The sequence below is a fragment of the Streptomyces sp. NRRL S-1813 genome (assembly GCF_000719605.1).
In the GTDB taxonomy this organism is placed as follows: Bacteria; Actinomycetota; Actinomycetes; order Streptomycetales; family Streptomycetaceae; genus Streptomyces; species Streptomyces decoyicus.
The window spans coordinates 52840-71884 of the sequence record NZ_JOHB01000029.1; the positions used below are offsets into that span (position 1 = coordinate 52840).

16 protein-coding genes are annotated in these 19045 nt (G+C 72.5%); 10 read left to right on the forward strand and 6 right to left on the reverse strand.

Going from position 1 to position 19045, the window contains the following annotated elements; genetic code table 11:
• The first annotated feature begins 39 nt into the window (after window positions 1-39).
• Together IF67_RS39605 and IF67_RS44415 are read left to right on the forward strand one after the other, a co-directional pair.
• Window positions 40-1458 (forward strand): hypothetical protein, encoded by a 1419-nt coding sequence (locus IF67_RS39605; RefSeq protein ID WP_037840042.1) that lies wholly within the window; start codon window positions 40-42, stop codon window positions 1456-1458.
• 160 nt (window positions 1459-1618) lie between these two features.
• Window positions 1619-1786, forward strand: coding sequence for a hypothetical protein (locus tag IF67_RS44415; RefSeq protein WP_167352554.1), 168 nt, complete (start codon window positions 1619-1621; stop codon window positions 1784-1786).
• 113 nt (window positions 1787-1899) lie between these two features.
• On the opposite strand, the gene IF67_RS0130315 is transcribed toward IF67_RS44415, so the two are convergent.
• The 3 genes from IF67_RS0130315 to IF67_RS0130325 all read right to left on the reverse strand — a co-directional run bounded on the left by IF67_RS0130315 (window position 1900) and on the right by IF67_RS0130325 (window position 4964).
• A complete protein-coding gene (locus IF67_RS0130315) occupies window positions 1900-2859 on the reverse strand; it encodes a 3-oxoacyl-ACP reductase (protein WP_030991065.1) in 960 nt (319 codons plus the stop codon).
• Between the two features lie 31 nt (window positions 2860-2890).
• A complete protein-coding gene (locus IF67_RS0130320; protein ID WP_030991067.1) occupies window positions 2891-3967 on the reverse strand; it encodes a Zn-dependent alcohol dehydrogenase in 1077 nt (358 codons plus the stop codon).
• A 121-nt stretch (window positions 3968-4088) separates the two neighbouring features.
• On the reverse strand, window positions 4089-4964 hold the full coding sequence (locus IF67_RS0130325) for a MaoC/PaaZ C-terminal domain-containing protein (RefSeq protein ID WP_030991069.1): 876 nt from the start codon (window positions 4962-4964) through the stop codon (window positions 4089-4091).
• A gap of 398 nt (window positions 4965-5362) precedes the next feature.
• Here IF67_RS0130325 and IF67_RS0130330 point away from each other — a divergent pair, with 398 nt between their 5' ends.
• From IF67_RS0130330 to IF67_RS0130345, 4 genes are read left to right on the forward strand one after another with little or no spacing between them, the layout of a single operon-like run.
• Window positions 5363-6322 carry an ABC transporter ATP-binding protein gene (locus IF67_RS0130330; RefSeq protein ID WP_051818739.1) on the forward strand — a complete coding sequence of 320 codons (960 nt, stop codon included), beginning with the start codon at window positions 5363-5365 and terminating at the stop codon, window positions 6320-6322.
• Window positions 6322-7050: an ABC transporter permease gene (locus IF67_RS0130335; protein ID WP_030991072.1), complete on the forward strand. Its 729-nt coding sequence runs from the start codon at window positions 6322-6324 to the stop codon at window positions 7048-7050. The genes IF67_RS0130330 and IF67_RS0130335 overlap by 1 nt, the downstream gene beginning before the upstream one ends.
• A 6-nt stretch (window positions 7051-7056) precedes the next feature.
• Window positions 7057-8556 (forward strand): histidine kinase, encoded by a 1500-nt coding sequence (locus IF67_RS0130340; protein ID WP_030991075.1) that lies wholly within the window; start codon window positions 7057-7059, stop codon window positions 8554-8556.
• Window positions 8553-9158: a response regulator transcription factor gene (locus tag IF67_RS0130345; RefSeq protein WP_030991076.1), complete on the forward strand. Its 606-nt coding sequence runs from the start codon at window positions 8553-8555 to the stop codon at window positions 9156-9158. Before IF67_RS0130340 ends, IF67_RS0130345 begins: the two co-directional genes overlap by 4 nt.
• 35 nt (window positions 9159-9193) lie before the next feature.
• Here IF67_RS0130345 and IF67_RS0130350 read toward each other — a convergent pair whose 3' ends face one another.
• The 3 genes from IF67_RS0130350 to IF67_RS0130360 form a co-directional block, all read right to left on the reverse strand.
• Window positions 9194-10639, reverse strand: coding sequence for an MFS transporter (locus tag IF67_RS0130350; RefSeq protein WP_420708728.1), 1446 nt, complete (start codon window positions 10637-10639; stop codon window positions 9194-9196).
• A 432-nt stretch (window positions 10640-11071) separates the two neighbouring features.
• Window positions 11072-12265 (reverse strand): lipid-transfer protein, encoded by a 1194-nt coding sequence (locus IF67_RS0130355; protein ID WP_030991078.1) that lies wholly within the window; start codon window positions 12263-12265, stop codon window positions 11072-11074.
• An 80-nt stretch (window positions 12266-12345) separates the two neighbouring features.
• Window positions 12346-14532 (reverse strand): acyl-CoA dehydrogenase, encoded by a 2187-nt coding sequence (locus tag IF67_RS0130360; RefSeq protein WP_030991079.1) that lies wholly within the window; start codon window positions 14530-14532, stop codon window positions 12346-12348.
• Window positions 14533-15100: 568 nt separating this feature from the next.
• Between IF67_RS0130360 and IF67_RS0130365 the strand changes: the two genes are divergently transcribed.
• From IF67_RS0130365 to IF67_RS0130380, 4 genes are all read left to right on the forward strand, one after another.
• Window positions 15101-15766, forward strand: coding sequence for a class I SAM-dependent methyltransferase (locus tag IF67_RS0130365; RefSeq protein WP_030991080.1), 666 nt, complete (start codon window positions 15101-15103; stop codon window positions 15764-15766).
• A 19-nt stretch (window positions 15767-15785) separates the two neighbouring features.
• Window positions 15786-16751 (forward strand): N-acetylmuramoyl-L-alanine amidase, encoded by a 966-nt coding sequence (locus tag IF67_RS0130370; RefSeq protein WP_030991081.1) that lies wholly within the window; start codon window positions 15786-15788, stop codon window positions 16749-16751.
• Between the two features lie 200 nt (window positions 16752-16951).
• On the forward strand, window positions 16952-17824 hold the full coding sequence (locus IF67_RS0130375; protein WP_030991082.1) for a DUF5336 domain-containing protein: 873 nt from the start codon (window positions 16952-16954) through the stop codon (window positions 17822-17824).
• Between the two features lie 208 nt (window positions 17825-18032).
• Entirely contained in the window at window positions 18033-19043 is a 1011-nt protein-coding gene (locus IF67_RS0130380) for an LLM class F420-dependent oxidoreductase (protein WP_030991084.1), read from the forward strand.
• Window positions 19044-19045: the final 2 nt, after the last annotated feature.

The window sequence follows — 19045 nt, forward strand, 5'->3', positions numbered from 1 at the left end:
GAAAACTACCTTCGGTTGCCGACTGGAGGTGACCACCCGATGACGATCTGTGCCACCGAGGACACCACGGCGCTGGACAGCCCGCACCACGCGGCGCTGACGATCGCCGCCGACGGCTCGTACGCCGCCCGGCTCGCCCGTCACGACGACGCCGCCGGGAGCTGGTTTCCGGAGCGCTGGACGCTGAGCGGCCCCGAGCCGTACGCCGTGCCGCTACAGGGCACCCAGCCCGAGGAGCCGGACAGCGCGCTGCTGCCGCTCACGGACGGACGGGTGCTGATCCTGCGCCGGGTCGCCGACCGCTTCGCCGTCTCCCTGCTCTACCCCGCGGGCCCCGGCACCGGCGAACTCCTGCTGGGCGCCGTACCGGCCCCCGCCCTGGCCCTGCTGCCGCCCGCCCCGGGCGGGACACTCGGCTACGCCCTGGCGCCCGAGGCCCGGACGACCACGCTGTGGCTGCTGCACGGCGGTGCGGACGGCCCCGAGCGGGTCATCCGGATCCCGGGACGCTGCACGGGCGGCGTCTGGCTGGACCGGAGCGGGCGGCTGCTGGCGCTGGACCGGGAGCTGGACGGCCGGACGAAGACCGTGGTGGTCGACCTGGAGCGGGGCGGCGAGACCGGCCTGCTGCTACAGATCACCGACGAGAGCAACGACCGGCTGTTGCTCGCCGATCCGGACAGCGGGCTGCTGCTCGTACGCTCCGACGCGCCGGGGCACGACCGGCTGGGCTGGGGCGTATTGGGCAGCAGCCGGCCGGTGCGCTTCCCGGAGTGCCTGCGGCCCGCGGAGGGCACTCTCACACCGTTCGCGATGCAGCCGGGGCAGATGCTGGCTCCGGAGAGCTGCGCGGTGGCGTTCCGCAGGGAGGCGGCGAACGGTACGTGGCTGAGTGTCTGGCGGCCCTCGGAGCGGCAGTTGCGGCACTTCCCGGCGCCGGAGGGGTGGCTGGCGGGAGCCGGACTGTGGACGGCCGGCGGCGAACTGCTGCTGCCGTACGCGACGGAGGCGGAGCCGTGCGGGGTGGCGCGGATGGCTGTGCCGCCGGGGCCGGTTGAGCCTGTTGAGGCGGTGCGGTCGGTGCGGCGGGTGCGGTTGGTGGAGACGCCGGGGCCGGTGGAGATGCCGGGGTTGATGGAGACGCCGGGGCCGGAGGAGACGTCCGGGCCGGTGGGGCAAGGGCAGCCTCTGGGGTCGGTGGAGCCCGTGAGGCCGGTGCGGCCGGCGGACGTGCCCGTACGGCTGCCGGACGTGCCGGTGCAGCCGGTGCAGGGGCCGCCTTCCGGGGCGGTTGCCGGGAGCGGCGGGGGGATTGTCCTGGATGCAGGTGATGCCGACAACCGCTCCACAGCATCTGCACAACCACAGCCCACGGGCGCGGAACCGCGGCACGTTCCCGTGCATCTCCGAATGTGCAGGCCAGTACCCCTGCAACAGGCGCCTCAGGCGGCCCGGTAGACCCGGTGGAGCGTGATTTCCGGCCCCGTTAGAATTTCGGGCGGGGGCTGCGCAGCCGGTTGACCGGCCACCGACAGTGCCGCTCGGGTCAGCCTTGGCGGTCGTCGGGCGAGGTCCCGACGCGTACAGCTGTAAGCAATCTGACGGAGTGACTCTTCCCATGTCCGAAGCCCGAACCGACACGACCCAGGCGCGCCCCCAGGAGGCATCCGCCCAGGCCGCCGAGGCCGCACGCTCCGGCAAGCACCGTGGCCCGGCCGCCGCCGAGGAGTCCGACTCCGCCGCCCATGGCCGGCACCGCCGGGAAAAGCAGCGCCAGGACGCGTAAGGCCGGTCCGGCGGATCCTGACCGCCGAGCCGCACGCACGGCCGTGACCACCGCACCGCATCGTTCGCGGGCGGCGGCGACGGCCGTGTGGGCATGGTGGGCCCGGGGAACCGTCAGTCGTGCTTGAGGGCCAGCACCTCGGCCGCCGCGAAGGTCTCGTTCGGCGGGCGCTGCGCGTAGTACGGCGTCAGCAGCTCGTCCAGCTCCTCGAAGCTGAAGAGGTCCTTCGTGGTGTCGAACTTGGCGGCGATCCGCGGGCGTTCGGCGATGGCGACCATGCCGCCGTGCACGACCAGCAGCTGGCCGTTGACCCGGGCCGCGGCCGGCGAGGCGAGATAGCCGACGAGCGGGGCGACATGTTCCGGCGCGAGCACGTCCAGCCCGCCGTCCCCGGGCTCCTGGCCCTCCTGATGGGCGGGAAGGCCGGCGAAGACGTCCTCGGTCATACGGGTGCGGGCGCGCGGGCAGATCGCATTGGCGGTCACGCCGTATTTGCCCAGCGCCAGCGCCGTGGAGGTGGTCAGGCCGACGATGCCGCCTTTGGCCGCGGCGTAGTTGGGCTGGCCCGCCGAGCCCGCGAGGAACGCCTCGGAGGAGGTGTTGACGATGCGGCCGTGGACGGGACCGCCGGCCGCCTTGGAGCGCTCGCGCCAGTGGGCCGCGGCGAAGTGGGTGGTGTTGAAGTGACCCTTGAGGTGCACACGGATCACCGAGTCCCATTCGTCCTCGGTCATCGAGAACACCATCCGGTCGCGCAGGATGCCCGCGTTGTTGACCAGGATGTCGAGCCTTCCGTACGACTCGACCGCCAGCTGCACCAGTGCGCGGGCGTGTTCGTGGTCGGCGACGTCGCCGAGGTGGGCGACGGCCCGGCCGCCCGCCGCGCGGATCTCGGCGGCGACCTCCTCGGCGGGTGCCGCGGAGGCCTCGCCCGAGCCGTCGCGGCCCGGCTGCCCGTAGTCGTTGACCACGACGGATGCGCCGAGGCGGGCGAGTTCAAGGGCTTCGGCGCGGCCCAGGCCGCGCCCGGCACCGGTGACGATCGCGGTCAGGCCCTCCAGTGGCTGTGCCATTCCTGGTCCTCTCCAGTCGTCCGGGAGCACGTCAGATCTCTATGCAGGTGCGCAGCGAGGTGCCGGAGCGCATCTGGTCGAGCGCGTCGTTGATCTCGGCGAGCCGGACGCGATGGGTGATCAGGCCTTCGAGATCGATCCGGCCGGCCCGCCACAGGGCGATGGCCCGCTCGTAGGAGCGCAGCACGTCCGCGCCGCCGTACAGGGACGGCAGGATCCGCTTCTCGTCGAAGAACAACTCGAACATATTGACCTGGAAGGTGTCGTCCATGGCGCCCGCGCCGACCACGCACAAAGTGCCGCCGCGCCGGGTCATCTCGTAGGCGGTACGGGCGGTGGCGGACTTGCCGACCACCTCGAAGACGTAGTCGAAGCCCTCCCCCGCGGTGATCCGGGTCTTGGCGTCGGCGAACTCCTCCGGGGCGACGGCTTCGGTCGCGCCGAAGCGCAGCGCGGCCTCCCGCCGGGCGGGTACCGGGTCGACGGCGATGATCTGGGCCGCGCCGCAGGCCTTCGCCCCCTGGATGGTGGAGATGCCGACGCCGCCGCAGCCGATCACCGCGACCGAGGACGCCGCCTCCACCTTGGCCGTGTTGAGTGCCGCGCCCAGCCCGGTGGTGACTCCACAGCCGATGAGCGCGGCGATCTCGTAGGGGACGTCGTCCGGGATCGGGACCGCGCAGTTGGCGGCGACCACGACCTCCTCGGTGAAGGTGCCGGTGCCGGCGAAGCCGAAGACATCCCCGCCGGGGCGGCGGAAGTTGGGCGTGCCGGCGTTCATGAAGCCGGCCAGACACAGATGGGTCTGGCCGCGCTTACAGGAGGGGCAGCTGCCGCAGGCGGGCAGCCAGCACATCAGGACGCGGTCGCCCTGGGCCAGCCCGGTGACGCCGTCGCCGACGTCGAGGATCTCCCCCGCGCCCTCGTGCCCGGGGACGAAGGGGGCGGGCTGCGGGAGCACCCCGTTCATCGCCGAGAGATCGGAGTGGCACAGTCCGGTCGCCCTGATCCGGATCCTGACCTTGCCGGGACCAAACCCCACCGCCTCGATGTCGTCGACGACTTCGAGCTTGTCCTGCCCTGTCTCGTGCTGTACGGCTGCGCGCATGTCACGGCTCCTCTCGTACGGACGACACGCCGGACCCGGCCCGGACCGGCAAGGCTGTCGGGGGATCGGCACTGGGGCCTGTCTTCAAAGTCCCGCCACAGGCCCTAGGAGGAGACACCCCCTAGCTGTGCTCCACGACGGTGTCCGCCAGCACCGGTGCCTCGTCCCGGTCGGCGGCGGTGACCGACACCTGGATCCGGCCGGGCTCCCGCCACAGACGGACCCGCAGCGTCTCCCCGGGGAAGACCACCCCGGCGAAACGGGTCGTGTACGACCGCACGCGGGCGACCTCGCCGCCCAGCAGCGTGTCGACGACGGCCTTGAGCGTGACCCCGTAGGTGCACAGCCCGTGCAGAATCGGCCGGTCGAACCCCGCGAGCTTGGCGAACTCGGGGTCGGCATGCAGCGGGTTCCAGTCGCCGGAGAGGCGGTAGAGCAGCGCCTGGTCCTCGCGGATATGGCGTTCGGTGCTCAGATCGGGGGCGCGGTCGGGGAGTTCGAGGCGGGCGGAGGGGCCGCGGTCGCCGCCGAAGCCGCCCTCGCCGCGGACGAAGATCTGGGTGTCGCAGGTCCACAGGGGCCCGTCGTCGTCGGCGACTTCGGAGCGCAGCACGATGACGGCGGCCTTGCCCTTGTCGTACACAGCGGGGACGGACGAGGTCTGGGTGGCGCGGCCGCTCACCGGGAGGGGGCGGTGCACGGTGACGGTCTGTCCGCCGTGCAGGACCGCGGCGAGGTCGACGTCGATGCCCGGGGCGGAGAGCCCGCCGGCGAGGGCCATCCCGCCGCCCGCGACGGTGGCGAAGCCGGGCAGGACGTGCAGTGCGCTCTCCAGGGTGTAGCGCAGTTCGTCCGGGTCGGTGGCGGGGTGGGGTTTCTCCGGGGTGGCCGCGCCGGCGCCGATGCCGAGGTGGTAGAGCTGGACGTCCTTGTGGTCCCAGGCGAGTTCGGTGGTCCGCGGCTCGGCGGAGGTGGCCTTGGCGGCGTCGATGGGCATGGGGCTGCTTGCTCCTTCACCACGTTGTGAAGACCCCGGCCCGGCCGTCCGCACCGTCGACCGTGCCGGGGTCGCCTCTGGTCGGCGGCGCCGCGCTCCGACAGCGCGCATGTCGCACTTCTAGAACGCGTTCTAGCCGATGGCTCTCATGTATAGCTGATCCGTCCGGCGCCCGGAAGACCTCTGACGCTTTGTCAGATACGCGTCTCGATGGGGGTCCCGGGGAGGGTTTCGGGGAGGGTGCCGCCCGCTCATGACATTCCTCATGCCCACCCATGACATTTGTCAGGTCAGATCACACACATTCGCATCTGTCGCCGGTCGACAACTCTCCGTAATGTCATAGGCATCGGACGAGAGGCGGGGTGGGCATGGAACGGGCGACAAATCCGGGCGAGATGGCACATGCGGCGGGCGGGGCCGCGGCGGTGGGGTTCTCCGGAGTGACGCGGAGTTACGGCGCGGTGCGGGCCGTGGACGGGCTGGAGCTGGAGATCGCGGCGGGTGAGACGGTGGCGCTGCTCGGGCGCAACGGCGCGGGGAAGTCCACCACCCTCAACATGCTGCTGGGCCTGCTGCCGCCCGATTCGGGGACGGTGCGGCTGTTCGGCGGGACGCCGGAGACGGCGGTGCGGGCGGGCAGGGTGGGCGCCATGCTCCAGGACGGCAAGGCCATTCCGCGGGTCACCGTCCGCGAACTGATCACCTTCGTCGCCGCCACGTACCCCCGCCCCATGAACGTCACCGAGGCCCTGGAGCTGGCGGGCCTCGGCGAGTTCGGCGGGCGGCGGGTGGACCGGCTGTCCGGCGGGCAGGCCCAGCGGGTCCGCTTCGCGGTGGCGCTGGCCGGCAACCCCGAGCTGCTGGTGCTCGACGAACCGACCGCGGCGCTCGACGTCGAGGCGCGCCGCGCCTTCTGGCGCTCGATGCGGGCCTATGCCCGCCGCGGCAACACCATCGTGTTCTCCACCCACTATCTGGAGGAGGCGGACGACCACGCCGACCGGATCGTGGTGATAGACGGCGGCCGCGTGGTCGCCGACGGCAGCGGCGAGTCGATCAAGCGGCGGGCCGGCGGCTCGCTGGTCTCCTTCGACCTCGCGGGCGCGGCGACCGAGCCGCTGCCCGGCCTGCCCGGCGTGAGCGCCGTGGAGGTGCGCGGTGACCGCGCGCTGCTGCGGACGGCGGACTCCGACGCCACGGTCGTGGCACTGGCCGGGCTCGGACTCGTCCGGGCCCTACAGGTCACCCCCGCCAGCCTGGAGGACGCCTTCCTCGCGCTCACCTCCGGCGAAGCCGCCCCCCGTCCCCCGGCGTATGCCGCCGCCGACACCCGGTCCGCGAAGGAGCTTGCGTGATGCTCGACTACATCCGCCTCGAAGTGCGCCGCACCCTGCGCGACAGGGGCTTTGTCATCTTCGGTATCGGGATGCCGGTGCTGATGTATGTGCTGATGACCAATATCGGTGCGGGCCCCGGCGGCGCCGGCATGGAGTGGAAGATCGCCTCGATGGTCGGGATGGCCGCCTACGGCGCGCTGGGCGCGGCGATCGGCACCGGCACGGGCGTCGCCGAGGACAAGCAGCTCGGCTGGCTGCGGCAGCTGCGCATCACCCCCCTGAGCCCCGTGCGGGTGGTGGTCGGCCGCGGGCTGACCGGCTCGGTGACGGTGCTCCCGGCCATCGCCTCGGTGCTGCTGGTGGGCGCGCTGGTCAACGACGTCCGGATGCCGGCCTGGCAGTGGGCCGCGCTGGCCGGGCTGCTGTGGATCGGCACCGCCCCCTTCACCCTGCTCGGCCTCGGCAACGGCTACCGCCTCTCCGCCCAGTCCACGGGCGTGGTCAACACGGGCTGCATGCTGCTGCTGTCGATCATCGGCGGTCTGTGGTTCCCGGCCGAGCTGTTCCCCGGCTGGCTGCGCTCGCTGTCCACATGGACACCCGGCAACCGCTTCGCCGAGCTCGGCCAGAGCGTCACCCAGGGCGACGCGCCGGGGCTGGGCACAGTAGCGATACTGGCCGCCTGGCTGGCACTCTTCGGCGGTTACGCGGTGTACGCGTACCGTCGGGCCGCACGAACGGTGTGATCGGCGATGGTGCAGACCGGGGAAGCGACAGTGCAGCACAGGAAGCAGCGGGCCGCCGGCGAAGACGGTCCCGGCGGCGCGGAGGGCGCCGACGACAGCGCGTGCCGGCCGAGGTGGCCGGGCAGGAAGACCGACCAGGGGCCGGGCAAGTACGCCTTCCTGCCCTGGCTGCTGATGGGCCTGGGTGCCTTCTCCAACATCATCCAGGGCAAGACCGGCAACCCCTGGCTGGCCGGCCTGGGGCTGCTCGCCTTCAACTCCCTCTACATCAGCGTCGTCTGGTCCTCCTTCAACCCACGGCTGCGCGACTCCCGCCATCCGCTGTACGCACTGGGTCTGCTCACCGCCGTCACCTTCACCATCGCCCTCGGGTTCGGCGGCAACTGGTTCCTGTTCTTCCCGCTGCTGTCACTGGCCTCCGGCACGGTGCGTGCCCTGCGCGGCAAGAAGCTCGCCCTCTGGCTGATCACGCTCAGCGGTACGGCCGGGTATCTGGCCGGCGCGCACGACGACCGCCCCTGGGGCGCGTTCGGCATCGGGTACGGCACGTTCCTGTCCGGCATGGTGACCGCCACGGTCCTGAGCCTGTTCGACACCATCCAGGAGCTGAACACCACCCGCCAGGAGCTGGCCCGCAGTGCCGTCGAGAAGGAGCGGCTGCGCTTCTCCCGCGATCTGCACGATCTGCTGGGGCACACCCTGTCCGTGGTGGTGGTCAAGGCCGAGGCGGTCCGCCGGCTGGCCCCGCGCAATCTGGACGCGGCGCTCGCCCAGGCCGCCGATATCGAGGCGGTCGGCCGGCAGGCGCTGACCGAGATCCGCGAGGCGGTCACGGGCTATCGCGAGGGCAGTCTGGCCACCGAGCTGGACCGGGCCCGTTCGGTGCTGGAGGCGGCCGGTATCGAGCCCGTCGTACGGCAGGCCGGGCCGCCGCTGCCCCCGCAGGCCGGCGCACTGCTGGGCTGGGTGGTCCGTGAGGGCGTCACCAACGCCGTACGGCACAGCGGCGCCACCCGTTGCGTGATCGACGTCCACGCCGACGAGGAACGGGTACGGCTGACGATCACGGACGACGGCCGTGGTCCCATGGGCTCCGGTGCCGCCGCGGCACCGGGCCTGCCCTGGCTTCGCGACCGTGCTCCCGGACGCGGCGGTGACCTCGGCGACGGCCGCCTGACGAGGGAGAGCGCGCGCGATACGGCGAGCGTGAGCGGCCCGGACGGTACGAACGGACCGGTCGGCACGAGCGGACCGGACCGTCCGTTCGGCGCCGACGCTGCGGACGCTTCGGCACCGTCCGGCGGTTCGGGACCGTCCGGCGGTTGGGGGCCCTCCGGCGGTTCGGGGCCGGTGGGCGGCACCGGGCTGAGGGGGCTGGCCGAGCGGCTGGCCGCGGCGGGCGGCACCCTGCGCAGCGGCCCGGACGGCCGGCGCGGCTTCCGTGTCACGGCCGAACTTCCGGTCGGCACGGGCGATATGGCGGACGTGGAGGAGTTGACCAGGTGATCAAGGTCCTGCTGGCGGAGGACCAGGGAATGATGCGGGGCGCGCTGGCGCTGCTGCTCGACCTGGAAGAGGACATGCAGGTTGTGGCCCAGGTCGCGGCGGGCGATCAGATCGTCGCCGCCGCCCTGGACGCCCGCCCCGACATCGCCCTCCTGGACATCGAACTCCCCGGCCGCAGCGGCCTGGACGCCGCGGCCGATCTGCGCGAACAGCTGCCGTCGTGCAAGGTGCTGATCGTGACGACCTTCGGCCGCCCCGGCTATCTGCGCCGCGCCATGGAGGCCGGGGCGTCCGGCTTCCTGGTGAAGGACGGCCCGGTGGAGGAGCTCGCGGCGGCGATCCGCCGGGTGCTCGCCGGCGAGCGGGTCATCGACCCCGGCCTCGCCGCGGCCGCGCTGAGCGCCGGCCCCAATCCTCTGACCCAGCGCGAGCGCGACGTCCTCACCGCCGCCGTGGACGGCGCCACGGTCGCCGACATCGCCGGCAGACTCCACCTCTCCCAGGCCACCGTCCGCAACTACCTCTCCGCGGCGATCGGCAAGACCGGTACCCGCAACCGCATGGAGGCGGTGCGGGCGGCGCGGCGCAACGGCTGGCTGTAGCGGGAGGGAGCGGGCCTGCACGGCCTGTTGCCGCCTCAGCCGGGGGTGGCGTCCGCCCGTCGTCGCGGCAGCGCGATGACCATCAGCAGGATGCTGCCCAGCAGGATCATCGAGCCGACCTGGAAGGCCAGACCGTAGCCGTCCGCCAGGGCCTTCGGGCCGTGGCCTGCCTCGATACGGGATGCGGCGACGGTCGACAGAACCGACAGGCCCAGCGCGCCGCCCATTTGACGGGAGGTGTTGATCAGGCCGGAGACCAGCCCCTGGTCGGCGGGGTCGGCACCGGAGGTGGCGATCGCCGCGATCGGGGTCGCGGTCAGGCCCGCGCCCAGCGCCATCAGGATGCCCGGCCCGAGGATGGTGCCGAGGTAGGTGCCGTCGACGTCCATCGTGCCCTGCCACGCCATACCGGACGCGGAGATCACCGCACCGGCGATGGCCAGGGTCTTGGCGCCCAGCCGGTTCATCAGCCGCGGTGCGATCTTGGAGCCGAGGACGATGGAGAGCGAGTGCGGGATGAAGGAGAGCCCGGCCTCAAGGGGCCGGTAGCCCAGCACGTTCTGCACGTAGAGCGACAGGAAGTACCACATGGAGAACATCGCGGCGCCGGCCAGCACCATCGCCCCGTTCGCCGAGTGGACCGAGCGCAGCCGGAAGAGACCCAGCGGCATCAGCGGGGCCTTGGCACGCGCCTCGACGGCGAGGAAGGCCGCGATCACGACCAGCCCGGCCGCCAGCGGCAGCAGCGCGGACGCCGACCTCCAGCCGTCCGTCTCGGTCTGCACGATCCCGTAAGCCACCAGGGCGAGCCCGCCGGTCACCAGCACCGCGCCGGGCACATCGAGCCGCCGCGCGGCGCCCTGCCGGCTCTCGGTGAGCCACAGTGCCGCGCCGGCCAGCACCAGCGCCCCGACCGGCACATTGATCAACAGCACCCAGCGCCAGGACAGATACTCGGTGAGCACCCCGCCGACCAGACCGCCCACCGCGCCACCGCCGGCACCGACCGCCGTCCAGGTGGCGATGGCGTGTGTACGGGCCGGGCCGGTCGGAAACGACGTGGTCAGGATGGTGAGGGTGGCCGGCGAGAGCACGGCGGCGCCGACACCCTGGACCGTCCGGGCCGCGATCAGCTGCCAGGGCTGCTGGGCCAGCGCACCGCCCAGGCTCGCGACGGTGAACAGTGCCAGCCCGAGGACGAAGATCCGCTTACGGCCGAAGATGTCCGCGGCCCGGCCGCCGAGCAGCATGAACCCGGCGAAGGTGATCACATACGCGTTGACGATCCACTGGAGGCCCAGTTCGCTCAGGCCCAGGCCGGTCCGCATGGCGGGCAGCGCCACATTCACGACGGAGACGTCCAGGACGACCAGGAACTGCCCGGCGCACACCAACAGCATCACCAGCCAGGCCGGTGCGGCCGTCCGCCGCATGGTTTCGGGCAAGGTGGCGGAGGCGGCTATCGGCGGCATGCCGCCCATGCTCGCATTCGCCGCTTGAATCCCGCATCGGTATATCGGTGCACATGCCACCTGACAGGAGACCTAGGTCGTAAGACGGAGGAGGCGGGAGAGGCAGAAGGGCAGGCGGGAGAGGCAGAGGGGGCGGGCGGTGGGGTCAGGAGCGGGGCTTCGGGCAGGGCCCGTACGGGGTGGGGGTGGCGGGCCCGTAGGGGGCGGCTGGGCCCCCAGCAGACCAACTACCCACAAACACAGGCTGGTTACCCGGCGAGCCGCATCTGCATCCGCATCTGCATCCGTATCCGCATCGCCTGCGCAGCCGCTGTCCCCGGCCCGGCGATCCACCTCCTGCGCAGCGACCGCCCCCGGCCTGCGGTCCCCCTGCGCAGCGTTCACCCCCAGCCTGGCGGTCCACCACCCCTGCGGCAGCGCTCCTCACCGGCCCGGCGCCTCTCACCTGCGCAGCAACGTCACCACCGCGGCGCCGCCCAGCCCGATGTTGTGTGCCAGGCCCACCCGGGCGCCGGGGACCTGCCGCTCACCCGCCGCGCCCCGGAGCTGCCAGACCAGCTCGGCGGTCTGCGCCAGCCCCGTCGCGCCCAGCGGATGACCCTTGGAGATCAGCCCGCCGGACGGGTTGACCACCCAGCGGCCGCCGTAGGTCGTGGCGCCGTCGGCGACCAGCTTCCCCGACTCCCCGTCCGCGCACATGCCCAGCGCCTCGTACGTCAGCAGCTCGTTGACCGAAAAGCAGTCGTGCAGCTCGATGACGTCCACCTCCTCGATGCCGATGCCGCCGGCCGCGAACACCTGCCGGGCCGCCGCCCGCGTCATCGGCTTGCCGACGACATCGATACAGGAGCCGGAGGCGAAACTCTCCTCGGTGTCGGTGGTCATGGCCTGGGCGGCGATCTCCACCGCCCGGTCGGCCAGGCCGTGTTCGCGGACGAACCGCTCGGAGGCGACCACGGCCGCGGCCGCGCCGTCGGACGTCGGTGAACACTGCAACCTGGTCAGCGGCCGGTGGATGGTCTTGGCGGCGAGGATCTCCTCGACCGTGTAGACGTCCTGGAACTGGGCGTTCGGGTTGTGGGCGGAGTGCCGGTGGTTCTTGGCGCCGACCGCGGCGAGCTGTTCGGCGGTGGTGCCGTAGCGCTCCATGTGCTCGCGGGCCGCGTTGCCGAAGATCTGGGCGGTGGGCGGCGTCATCTCGAAGCCATGGGCGGCGGCCATCACCCCGTAGTGGCGGGCCACCGGGGAGGTCTGGAAATCGCCGCTGTCCGCGCCCCCGCCCAGCGCACCCCGCTTCATCTTCTCGAAGCCGAGCGCCAGGACACAGTCGTTGATACCGGCCTCGACGAACTGGCGCGCCATCATCAGCGCGGTCGAGGCGGTCGCGCAGTTGTTGTTGACGTTGTAGACGGGGATGCCGGTCAGGCCCAGTTCGTACGCGGCGCGCTGACCGGCCGTCGAGGCCTGGTAGCAGAAGCCGACTGGCAGCTGCTCGACCGCCTCGTAGCCGACCCCGGCGTCCGCGAGCGCCTTGCCGCCCGCTTCCTTCGCCATGTCCCAGTACTGCCACTCGCGGGTCTCGGGCTTCTCGAACTTCGTCATCCCGACGCCGACGACGTACGCCTTGCCAGCCATGCACATCCTCCTGGAAGTGGCCGAATCCGAATCCGGGGACCCGGACCGGGGAGTCGGATTCAGGGAGTCGGATCAGGGAGTCAGATCAGGGGGCGGGGCTCCGGGTCACGGGGCAGGCCGAGCAGCCGCTCCGCGACGACGTTCAGCTGCACCTGGGTGGTGCCGCCGGCGATGGTCAGACAGCGCGACATCAAGAAGCCGTGCAGCGCCCGTTCGCCGGCCCCTTCGCGCACCGCCCCCGCAGGGCCGAGCAGTTCCAGCGCCAGCTCGGCGACCTTCTGCTGGTGCGGGGTCTGCACCAGCTTGCGGATGCTGGCGCCGGCTCCCGGCTCCAGCCCGGAGACCTGCTGGAGGGTGGTGCGCAGGGCGATACAGCCCAGGGCGTGCGCCTCGGCGGCCAGCGCGCCCACCTTCGCCCGCACCGATGCGTCCAGCGCGGCGGCACGGCCGAGCAGCGCCTCCAGTCCGGTGTCGAAGGTCAACTGATCGGCCATGTGGACGCGTTCGTTGTCGAGCGTGGTGCGGGCCACCTTCCAGCCGTCGTCGACCTCGCCGACCACCGCGTCGGCGGGCAGCAGCACATCGTCGAAGTAGACCTCGTTGAACAGGGCGTCGCCGGTGATCTCCTTCAGCGGGCGGATGTCGATACCGGGCGTCTTCATGTCGACGAGGAAGAAGGTCAGGCCCTTGCGCTTGGGCGCGTCGGGGTCGGTGCGGGCGAGCAGGATGCCGTGACTCGACCACTGCGCCGCCGAGGTCCACACCTTCTGGCCGTTGATCCGCCAGCCGCCGCCGTCCACCCGCTCGGCGCGGGTGCGCAGGGAGGCCAGGTCCGAACCGGCCTCGGGCTCGGAGAAGAGCTGGCACCACAGCTGATCGCCGCGCAGCGACGGCAGCAGATAGCGCTCCTGCTGCTCCTGGGTGCCGTGGGCGATCAGCGAGGGAACCACCCAGGTGGCGATGCCCAGATCGCTGACCCGGACCCCGGCGGCGGCCAGCTCCTGCTGGATCGCGAGCTGCTGTACGGGTCCGGCGCCCAGTCCGTAGGGCCGGGGGAGGTGCGGCGCGGCATAGCCGGTGGGGGCGAGTGCGCGCCGTACGGCCGCGGGGTCGAGGCCGCGGACCCCGTCGATGGCCGTGCGGGCGGCGGCCCGGTGGTCCGCCGCTTCGGCGGGGAGCTCCAGGTGCAGTGCGCGCCGGGCGCCGTCGGCGGCGTAACGGGCGGCGCGCAGCCGGTGGGTGTCACCGCTGCCGAGCAGCTGACGGGCCGCGGTCGCCCGCCGTAGATGGAGATGGGCGTCGTGTTCCCAGGAGAAGCCGATGCCGCCGAGAACCTGGATGCAGTCCTTGGCACAGCTGAAGGCGGCGTCCAGGGCGGTACCGGTGGCCAGCGCCGCGACCAGTCCGCGGACCTCGGGCGGCTCGTGCAGTGCGCGGGCCGCGTCCCAGACCAGGGCGCGGGCCTGCTCGCAGCGGACGAGCATGTCGGCGCAGAGGTGTTTGACCGCCTGGAACTGGCCGATCGGACGGCCGAACTGCTCGCGCACCTTGGCGTGTTCCGCGGCGGTGCCCAGCGACCGGGCGGCCGTCCCGCAGCACTCGGCGGCGAACAGCACCCCGGCGACGTCACGGACGAGGCCGCTGTCGACGGCCAGCAGCCGCTCGCCGGGCACCGGCACCCCGTCCGCGCCCACCTCGGCGGTCGGCCGGGTCGGATCGGCGCTCTCCTGGGCGCGTACGGACAGTGTCCCGGCGTCGACGGCGAGCCAGACGGTGTCCGTGGAGGTCCGCGCCGCCAGCACGATCAGATCCGCGTCGGCGCCGGCCAGGACCGGGGGCGCGGTGCCGTCCAGGACGTAACCGTCGGCGTGCGCGGTGGCGGTGAGGGAGCCGGGGCCGAGGGCGACGGCGGCGATGCGCTCCCCGCCGGCCAGGGCCCGTACGAGGGGCCGGTGGCCGCCGCCGCGGTGCAGCAGTTCGGCGGCGAGGGCGGTCGGCAGATACGGGCCGGGGAGCGGGGCGCGGCCCAGTTCCTCCAGGACGACGGCGAGGTCGAGCAGTTCACCGCCACCGCCGCCGTCGGCCTCGGGCAGATGAAGCCCGAGCAGGCCCTGCGCGGCGAGCTGGTCCCAGTACGGGGGCCGCCCCTGCTGCCCGTGCGCGGCGTCGAGCAGCTTGCGCACCTCGTCGGGCGGCACGGCACGGGCGGCCCACCCGCCCACTGCCTCGGCCAGGTCACGTTGCTCCGGTGTGATTCCGATGCCCATGCGGGGCAGATTAGAACACGTTGCATTCTGACGGAAGGTCAGAGCCGGGGCGGGGTGCGGCCGGGCGCCCCGGAGCGCGGGGAGCGCACAACGCGAAGCCCGGAGCGCGGACGCGAAGCACGGAGCGCGCTCCACCCCTCGGACACCCCGGGTAGCGACGGCCCGCCGCCACCAGGGACCGCCAGGGACCGCCCTGGGCCGCCCCGCACCGTTCCGAACCATCCGGGATTCCCCAGGGAACGTTTCGGATGCGAACAGGAAACGGTCCGGTGAATTCCGGTGCGAGTCCCCGCACACCACCGCGAGCCGCCATTCCCTCCCCACCCCTCCCCCGCCGCGAATTGTCGCTTTCGGGCACCAGGGAAACGACCGACGATAAAAGCGTCGGGAACAGACCGGAAACCGGCGGGAACCCGGCCGGAAGCGACGGGAAGAGCCAGGTTCCCCGACGCACGGAGAAAGGAGCCCCGTGCCGATATCCGAATGCCGGAAGGGGGTGACCCGCACACCGGGCGCCCCGCCCCGTACGGCACGATGAGGCCCTGACCGCACCACCAGGAGGAAGCCCATGCCCGCTCCCACGGCTCCGACCGCTCCGCAGCCGGAGATCCTCGCCGCGTTCGAGGCGGCGAAAGGCTTCATGCCCGTGGACGAGGGCCTCGCGCTGTACGCGGCGGCGGCAACGGCGGCCACGCTCGGGCTGCCGCTGGTGGAGGTCGGCACCTATTGCGGCCGGTCCACGATCCTGCTCGCGGACGCCGCACGTGCCGCCGGGGTCATGGCCGTCACCGTCGACCACCACCGGGGCAGCGAGGAGCAGCAGCCCGGCTGGGACTACCACGATCCGGCCGTCGTGGACCCCGAGGTCGGCCGGATGGACACCCTGCCCGCCTTCCGCCGCACCCTGCACGCCGCGGGCCTGGAGGAGCAGGTGATCGCCCTGGTGGGCCGGTCACCGCAGGTCGCGGCGATCTGGCAGACGCCGGTGGGCCTGGTCTTCATCGACGGCGGGCACACCGACGAACACGCCACCGCCGATTACGAGGGCTGGGCGCCGCATCTCGCGCCCGGCGGCCTGCTGGTGATCCACGACGTGTTCCCGGACCCGGTCGACGAGTGGACGGGCCAGGCCCCGTACCGCATCTACCGCAGGGCCCTGGAGTCCGGCGCCTTCACCGAGATCTCCGCCCACCGGTCGCTGCGCGTACTGCGGCGCACCCGGGCCGGCGTCTGAGCGGGCTACGATCGCCGACGTGTCGAACGGCAGTACTCTCCCCCCGCACCGCCGCCTGCGCGGCACCCTCCTCGTCATAGCGGCCGTCGTGGTGGTCGTCGGCCTGGGGGGCTGGCTGGTCTGGCGGTCGTCGGGCGACGGCGGCGGGCCGCCGAGGGCCGGGCAGCCCGGACCGGGCCGGTCGGCGGAGAACGGGGCCGACGGCACGGGCGGATCCGGCGGCGGCAGCCACGAGCCGGCCGGCAAGGACAGCGGCCGGGGCTCCCACGGCCATGGTTCCGGCGGTGACTCCGGCAAGGGCGGTCCGCACGGCAGCCTCAAGGGCAAGGTCGTGGTGATCGACCCCGGTCACAACCCGCACAACAGCGAGCACGGCCAGGAGATCGCCCGACAGGTGGACATAGGCAACGACCGCAAGGAGTGCGACACCACGGGCACCTCCACCAACGACGGTTACGCCGAGGCCTCGTTCACCCTGGACGTCGCCCGCCGCGCCCGCACCCTCCTCCAGGACGCGGGCGCCGAGGTCGTGTTCACCCAGAACGGCGACCGCCCGTACGGGCCGTGCGTGGACGAGCGGGCCGCCATCGGGAACAAGGCGCATGCCGATGCCGCGCTGTCCCTCCACGCCGATGGCTCGGGCGCCGGCAACCGCGGCTTCCATGTCATCCTTCCCGCCCGCGTGACGGACGGCCCGGCCGACACCGCCGCGATCGTCGCGCCCTCGAAGCAACTGGGGAAACGGCTGGCCGGCCGGTTCCGCGCAGCCACCGGAAGCGCGCCGTCCAATTACATCGGCCAGGGCACCGGGCTCGACGTACGCTCCGATCTCGGCGGCCTCAACCTCTCCACGGTGCCGAAGGTGTTCATCGAGTGCGGCAATATGCGCGACCCGAAGGACGCCGCGCAATTGACCGACCCCCGGTGGCGGCAAAAAGCGGCCCGCGGGATCACCGAGGGCATTACGGACTTCTTGACGCGCTGACGGACCGCCGGCAACGGCTTCCGAAACCCGCCCGATACCGGCCCCGATACGTCGTGCCGATAGTGCGGGGAAACGAACAGGACGGCCCGCAGGATTCGGCGACAGGTTCCCCTTTACGATGGGTGGCCACCGCCGTGCCTCGCACTGCGCGCACCGCGACAGCGACGACCGGACCCACGAAACCGACAAAGGACCCTTACGTGAACATCCGCTCCCTCACTCGAGGTGACGGCGTGGTGATCGGAGCAGCGGTGTTGCTGTTCATCGCCTCGTTCCTCGCTCTTACCGGCAGCCCGGACTGCTCCGGCGCGCTCGCCAAGTACTGCGAAGCCCAGGACTACTCCAGCATCAACGCCTGGGAGTCGCTGAACACCCTCATGAGCGTGTACCTGGCCGGGGTGATCGGCGCGGCGGTCATCATCGTCAGCCGTGCGCTGCCGCAGCAGCAGCCGCGCAAGGTGGCCGGTCTCGACCTCGCCCAGTTCGGTGTCGCTCTCACCGTCTTCGCGGCCTGGACGGCGCTCTGGACCATCATCTCCATCGGCAGTGCCGGCGCCGGCCTGATCATCGGCGTGATCGCCGCCCTGATCCTGGCCGGTGGCGCCGTCGCCACGCCGCTCGTCCCGGCCCTCAAGGTCGCCCTGGTCGGCGCCCCGAAGCCGCAGGCCGCCGCCCCCTACGGCGCGGGCCCCAACCCGGGTTACGGCTACCCCGGCGCCCAGCAGCAGGCGGGCCACGGCTACGGCTACCCGGGCGGCCAGCAGCAGCCCCAGCCCGGCCAGCCCTACGGCCAGCAGGCACCGGCCGACGGCACGGCCGGCGGCCAGGCGGGAGCCGCCCCCATGGGAGCCGCCCCTGCGGCCGGTGCCCCCGCGGACTTCGCGCCTTTCTGGTTCGCGGTACCCGTCGCGCGCCCGCTGTACGGCGAGGACGGCTCACCGGCGCCGATCGCGGAACTGGCGCCCGGCACCTGGTACCTCGCGGTGGAGCAGCGCGGCCAGGCCCTGATCGCCCAGACCCAGGACGGCCGTCGCGGTGTCCTCCAGGACACCACCGGCATCCAGCGCGGCTGACACCGGACGCACAGCGGTCCTTTTCGCGGCCCCTCGCCCTCACGGGCGGGGGGCCGTTGCGCTGCCGGCGGCCGTTGCGCTGCCGGCGGCCCGGCCGTACAGTGCGCGGGCACCCGGCAATCCTGACGTGCCGTCAGAAATACTTCGGACGGCGGCGCCGGCGTTGCGGTACCACTCGGCCACCGCCCGTCGAAGAGAGGCGATCGGTATGCGACTCGGTCTGGCACTGGGCTACTGGGGACGCGGCCCGGACCCCCGGCACGTCGAACTCGCCCAGGAGGCCGAGCGGCTGGGCTACGACTCGGTGTGGACCGCGGAGGCCTGGGGGTCGGACGCCTTCACCGCACTCACCTGGATCGCCGCCCACACCTCCCGCATCAAACTGGGCACCGGTATCGCACAGATGGCGGCCCGCACCCCCACCGCCACCGCGATGCACGCCCTCACCCTCGACCATCTCTCCGGCGGCCGGCTGCTGCTGGGCCTGGGGCTGTCCGGACCGCAGGTCGTCGAGGGGTGGTACGGGCGGCCGTTCCCCAAGAGCCCGCTGACCGCCACCCGCGAATACCTGGACGTGATCCGCCAAGTCCTGCGCCGGGAGGGGCCGGTGGAGACGGACGGGCTCTTCCACCCGCACCCCTACCGTGGTGCGGACGGCACCGGCCTGGGCAAACCGCTCAAGCCCATCACCCACCCGCTGCGGGCGGACATTCCGCTCCTCCTGGGCGCCGAGGGCCCCAAGAACATCGCCCAGACGACCCGGATCGCGGACGGCTGGCTGCCGCTGTACTGGTCGCCGCAGCGCACCGACGTCTACCGGGCGTCGCTGGCGGACGCCCCGGACGGCTTCCTCATCGCCCCCATGGCACGGGCCGTGGTCTGCGACGACGTCGCCGAGGGCCTGCTGCCGGTCAAGGCGATGCTCGGCTTCTACATCGGCGGGATGGGGCACGCCGCCAAGAACTTCCACGCCGCCCTGATGGCGCGGATGGGCTTCGAGGAGGAGGCCCGGCGGGTGCAACAGCTCTTCCTCGAGGGCCGCAGGGAAGAGGCGGTACTCGCCGTACCGGACGCCTTCGCCGACGAGATCTCCCTGGTCGGCCCACGCCGACGGATCGCCGAACGCCTGGAGTTGTGGCGCGCCGGACCGGTCACCGATCTGCTGATCACCGCCCCGGATCCGCACACGCTACGGGTCCTGGCCGAGCTCAACTCCTGACC

Coding starts and splice junctions, on each gene's coding strand:
- IF67_RS39605 (WP_037840042.1), top strand. CDS start 40: ATGACGATCTGTGCCACCGAGGACACCACGGCGCTGGACAGCCCGCAC.
- IF67_RS44415 (WP_167352554.1), top strand. CDS start 1,619: ATGTCCGAAGCCCGAACCGACACGACCCAGGCGCGCCCCCAGGAGGCA.
- IF67_RS0130315 (WP_030991065.1), bottom strand. CDS start 2,859: ATGGCACAGCCACTGGAGGGCCTGACCGCGATCGTCACCGGTGCCGGG.
- IF67_RS0130320 (WP_030991067.1), bottom strand. CDS start 3,967: ATGCGCGCAGCCGTACAGCACGAGACAGGGCAGGACAAGCTCGAAGTC.
- IF67_RS0130325 (WP_030991069.1), bottom strand. CDS start 4,964: ATGCCCATCGACGCCGCCAAGGCCACCTCCGCCGAGCCGCGGACCACC.
- IF67_RS0130330 (WP_051818739.1), top strand. CDS start 5,363: ATGGCACATGCGGCGGGCGGGGCCGCGGCGGTGGGGTTCTCCGGAGTG.
- IF67_RS0130335 (WP_030991072.1), top strand. CDS start 6,322: ATGCTCGACTACATCCGCCTCGAAGTGCGCCGCACCCTGCGCGACAGG.
- IF67_RS0130340 (WP_030991075.1), top strand. CDS start 7,057: ATGGTGCAGACCGGGGAAGCGACAGTGCAGCACAGGAAGCAGCGGGCC.
- IF67_RS0130350 (WP_420708728.1), bottom strand. CDS start 10,639: ATGGGCGGCATGCCGCCGATAGCCGCCTCCGCCACCTTGCCCGAAACC.
- IF67_RS0130355 (WP_030991078.1), bottom strand. CDS start 12,265: ATGGCTGGCAAGGCGTACGTCGTCGGCGTCGGGATGACGAAGTTCGAG.
- IF67_RS0130360 (WP_030991079.1), bottom strand. CDS start 14,532: ATGGGCATCGGAATCACACCGGAGCAACGTGACCTGGCCGAGGCAGTG.
- IF67_RS0130365 (WP_030991080.1), top strand. CDS start 15,101: ATGCCCGCTCCCACGGCTCCGACCGCTCCGCAGCCGGAGATCCTCGCC.
- IF67_RS0130380 (WP_030991084.1), top strand. CDS start 18,033: ATGCGACTCGGTCTGGCACTGGGCTACTGGGGACGCGGCCCGGACCCC.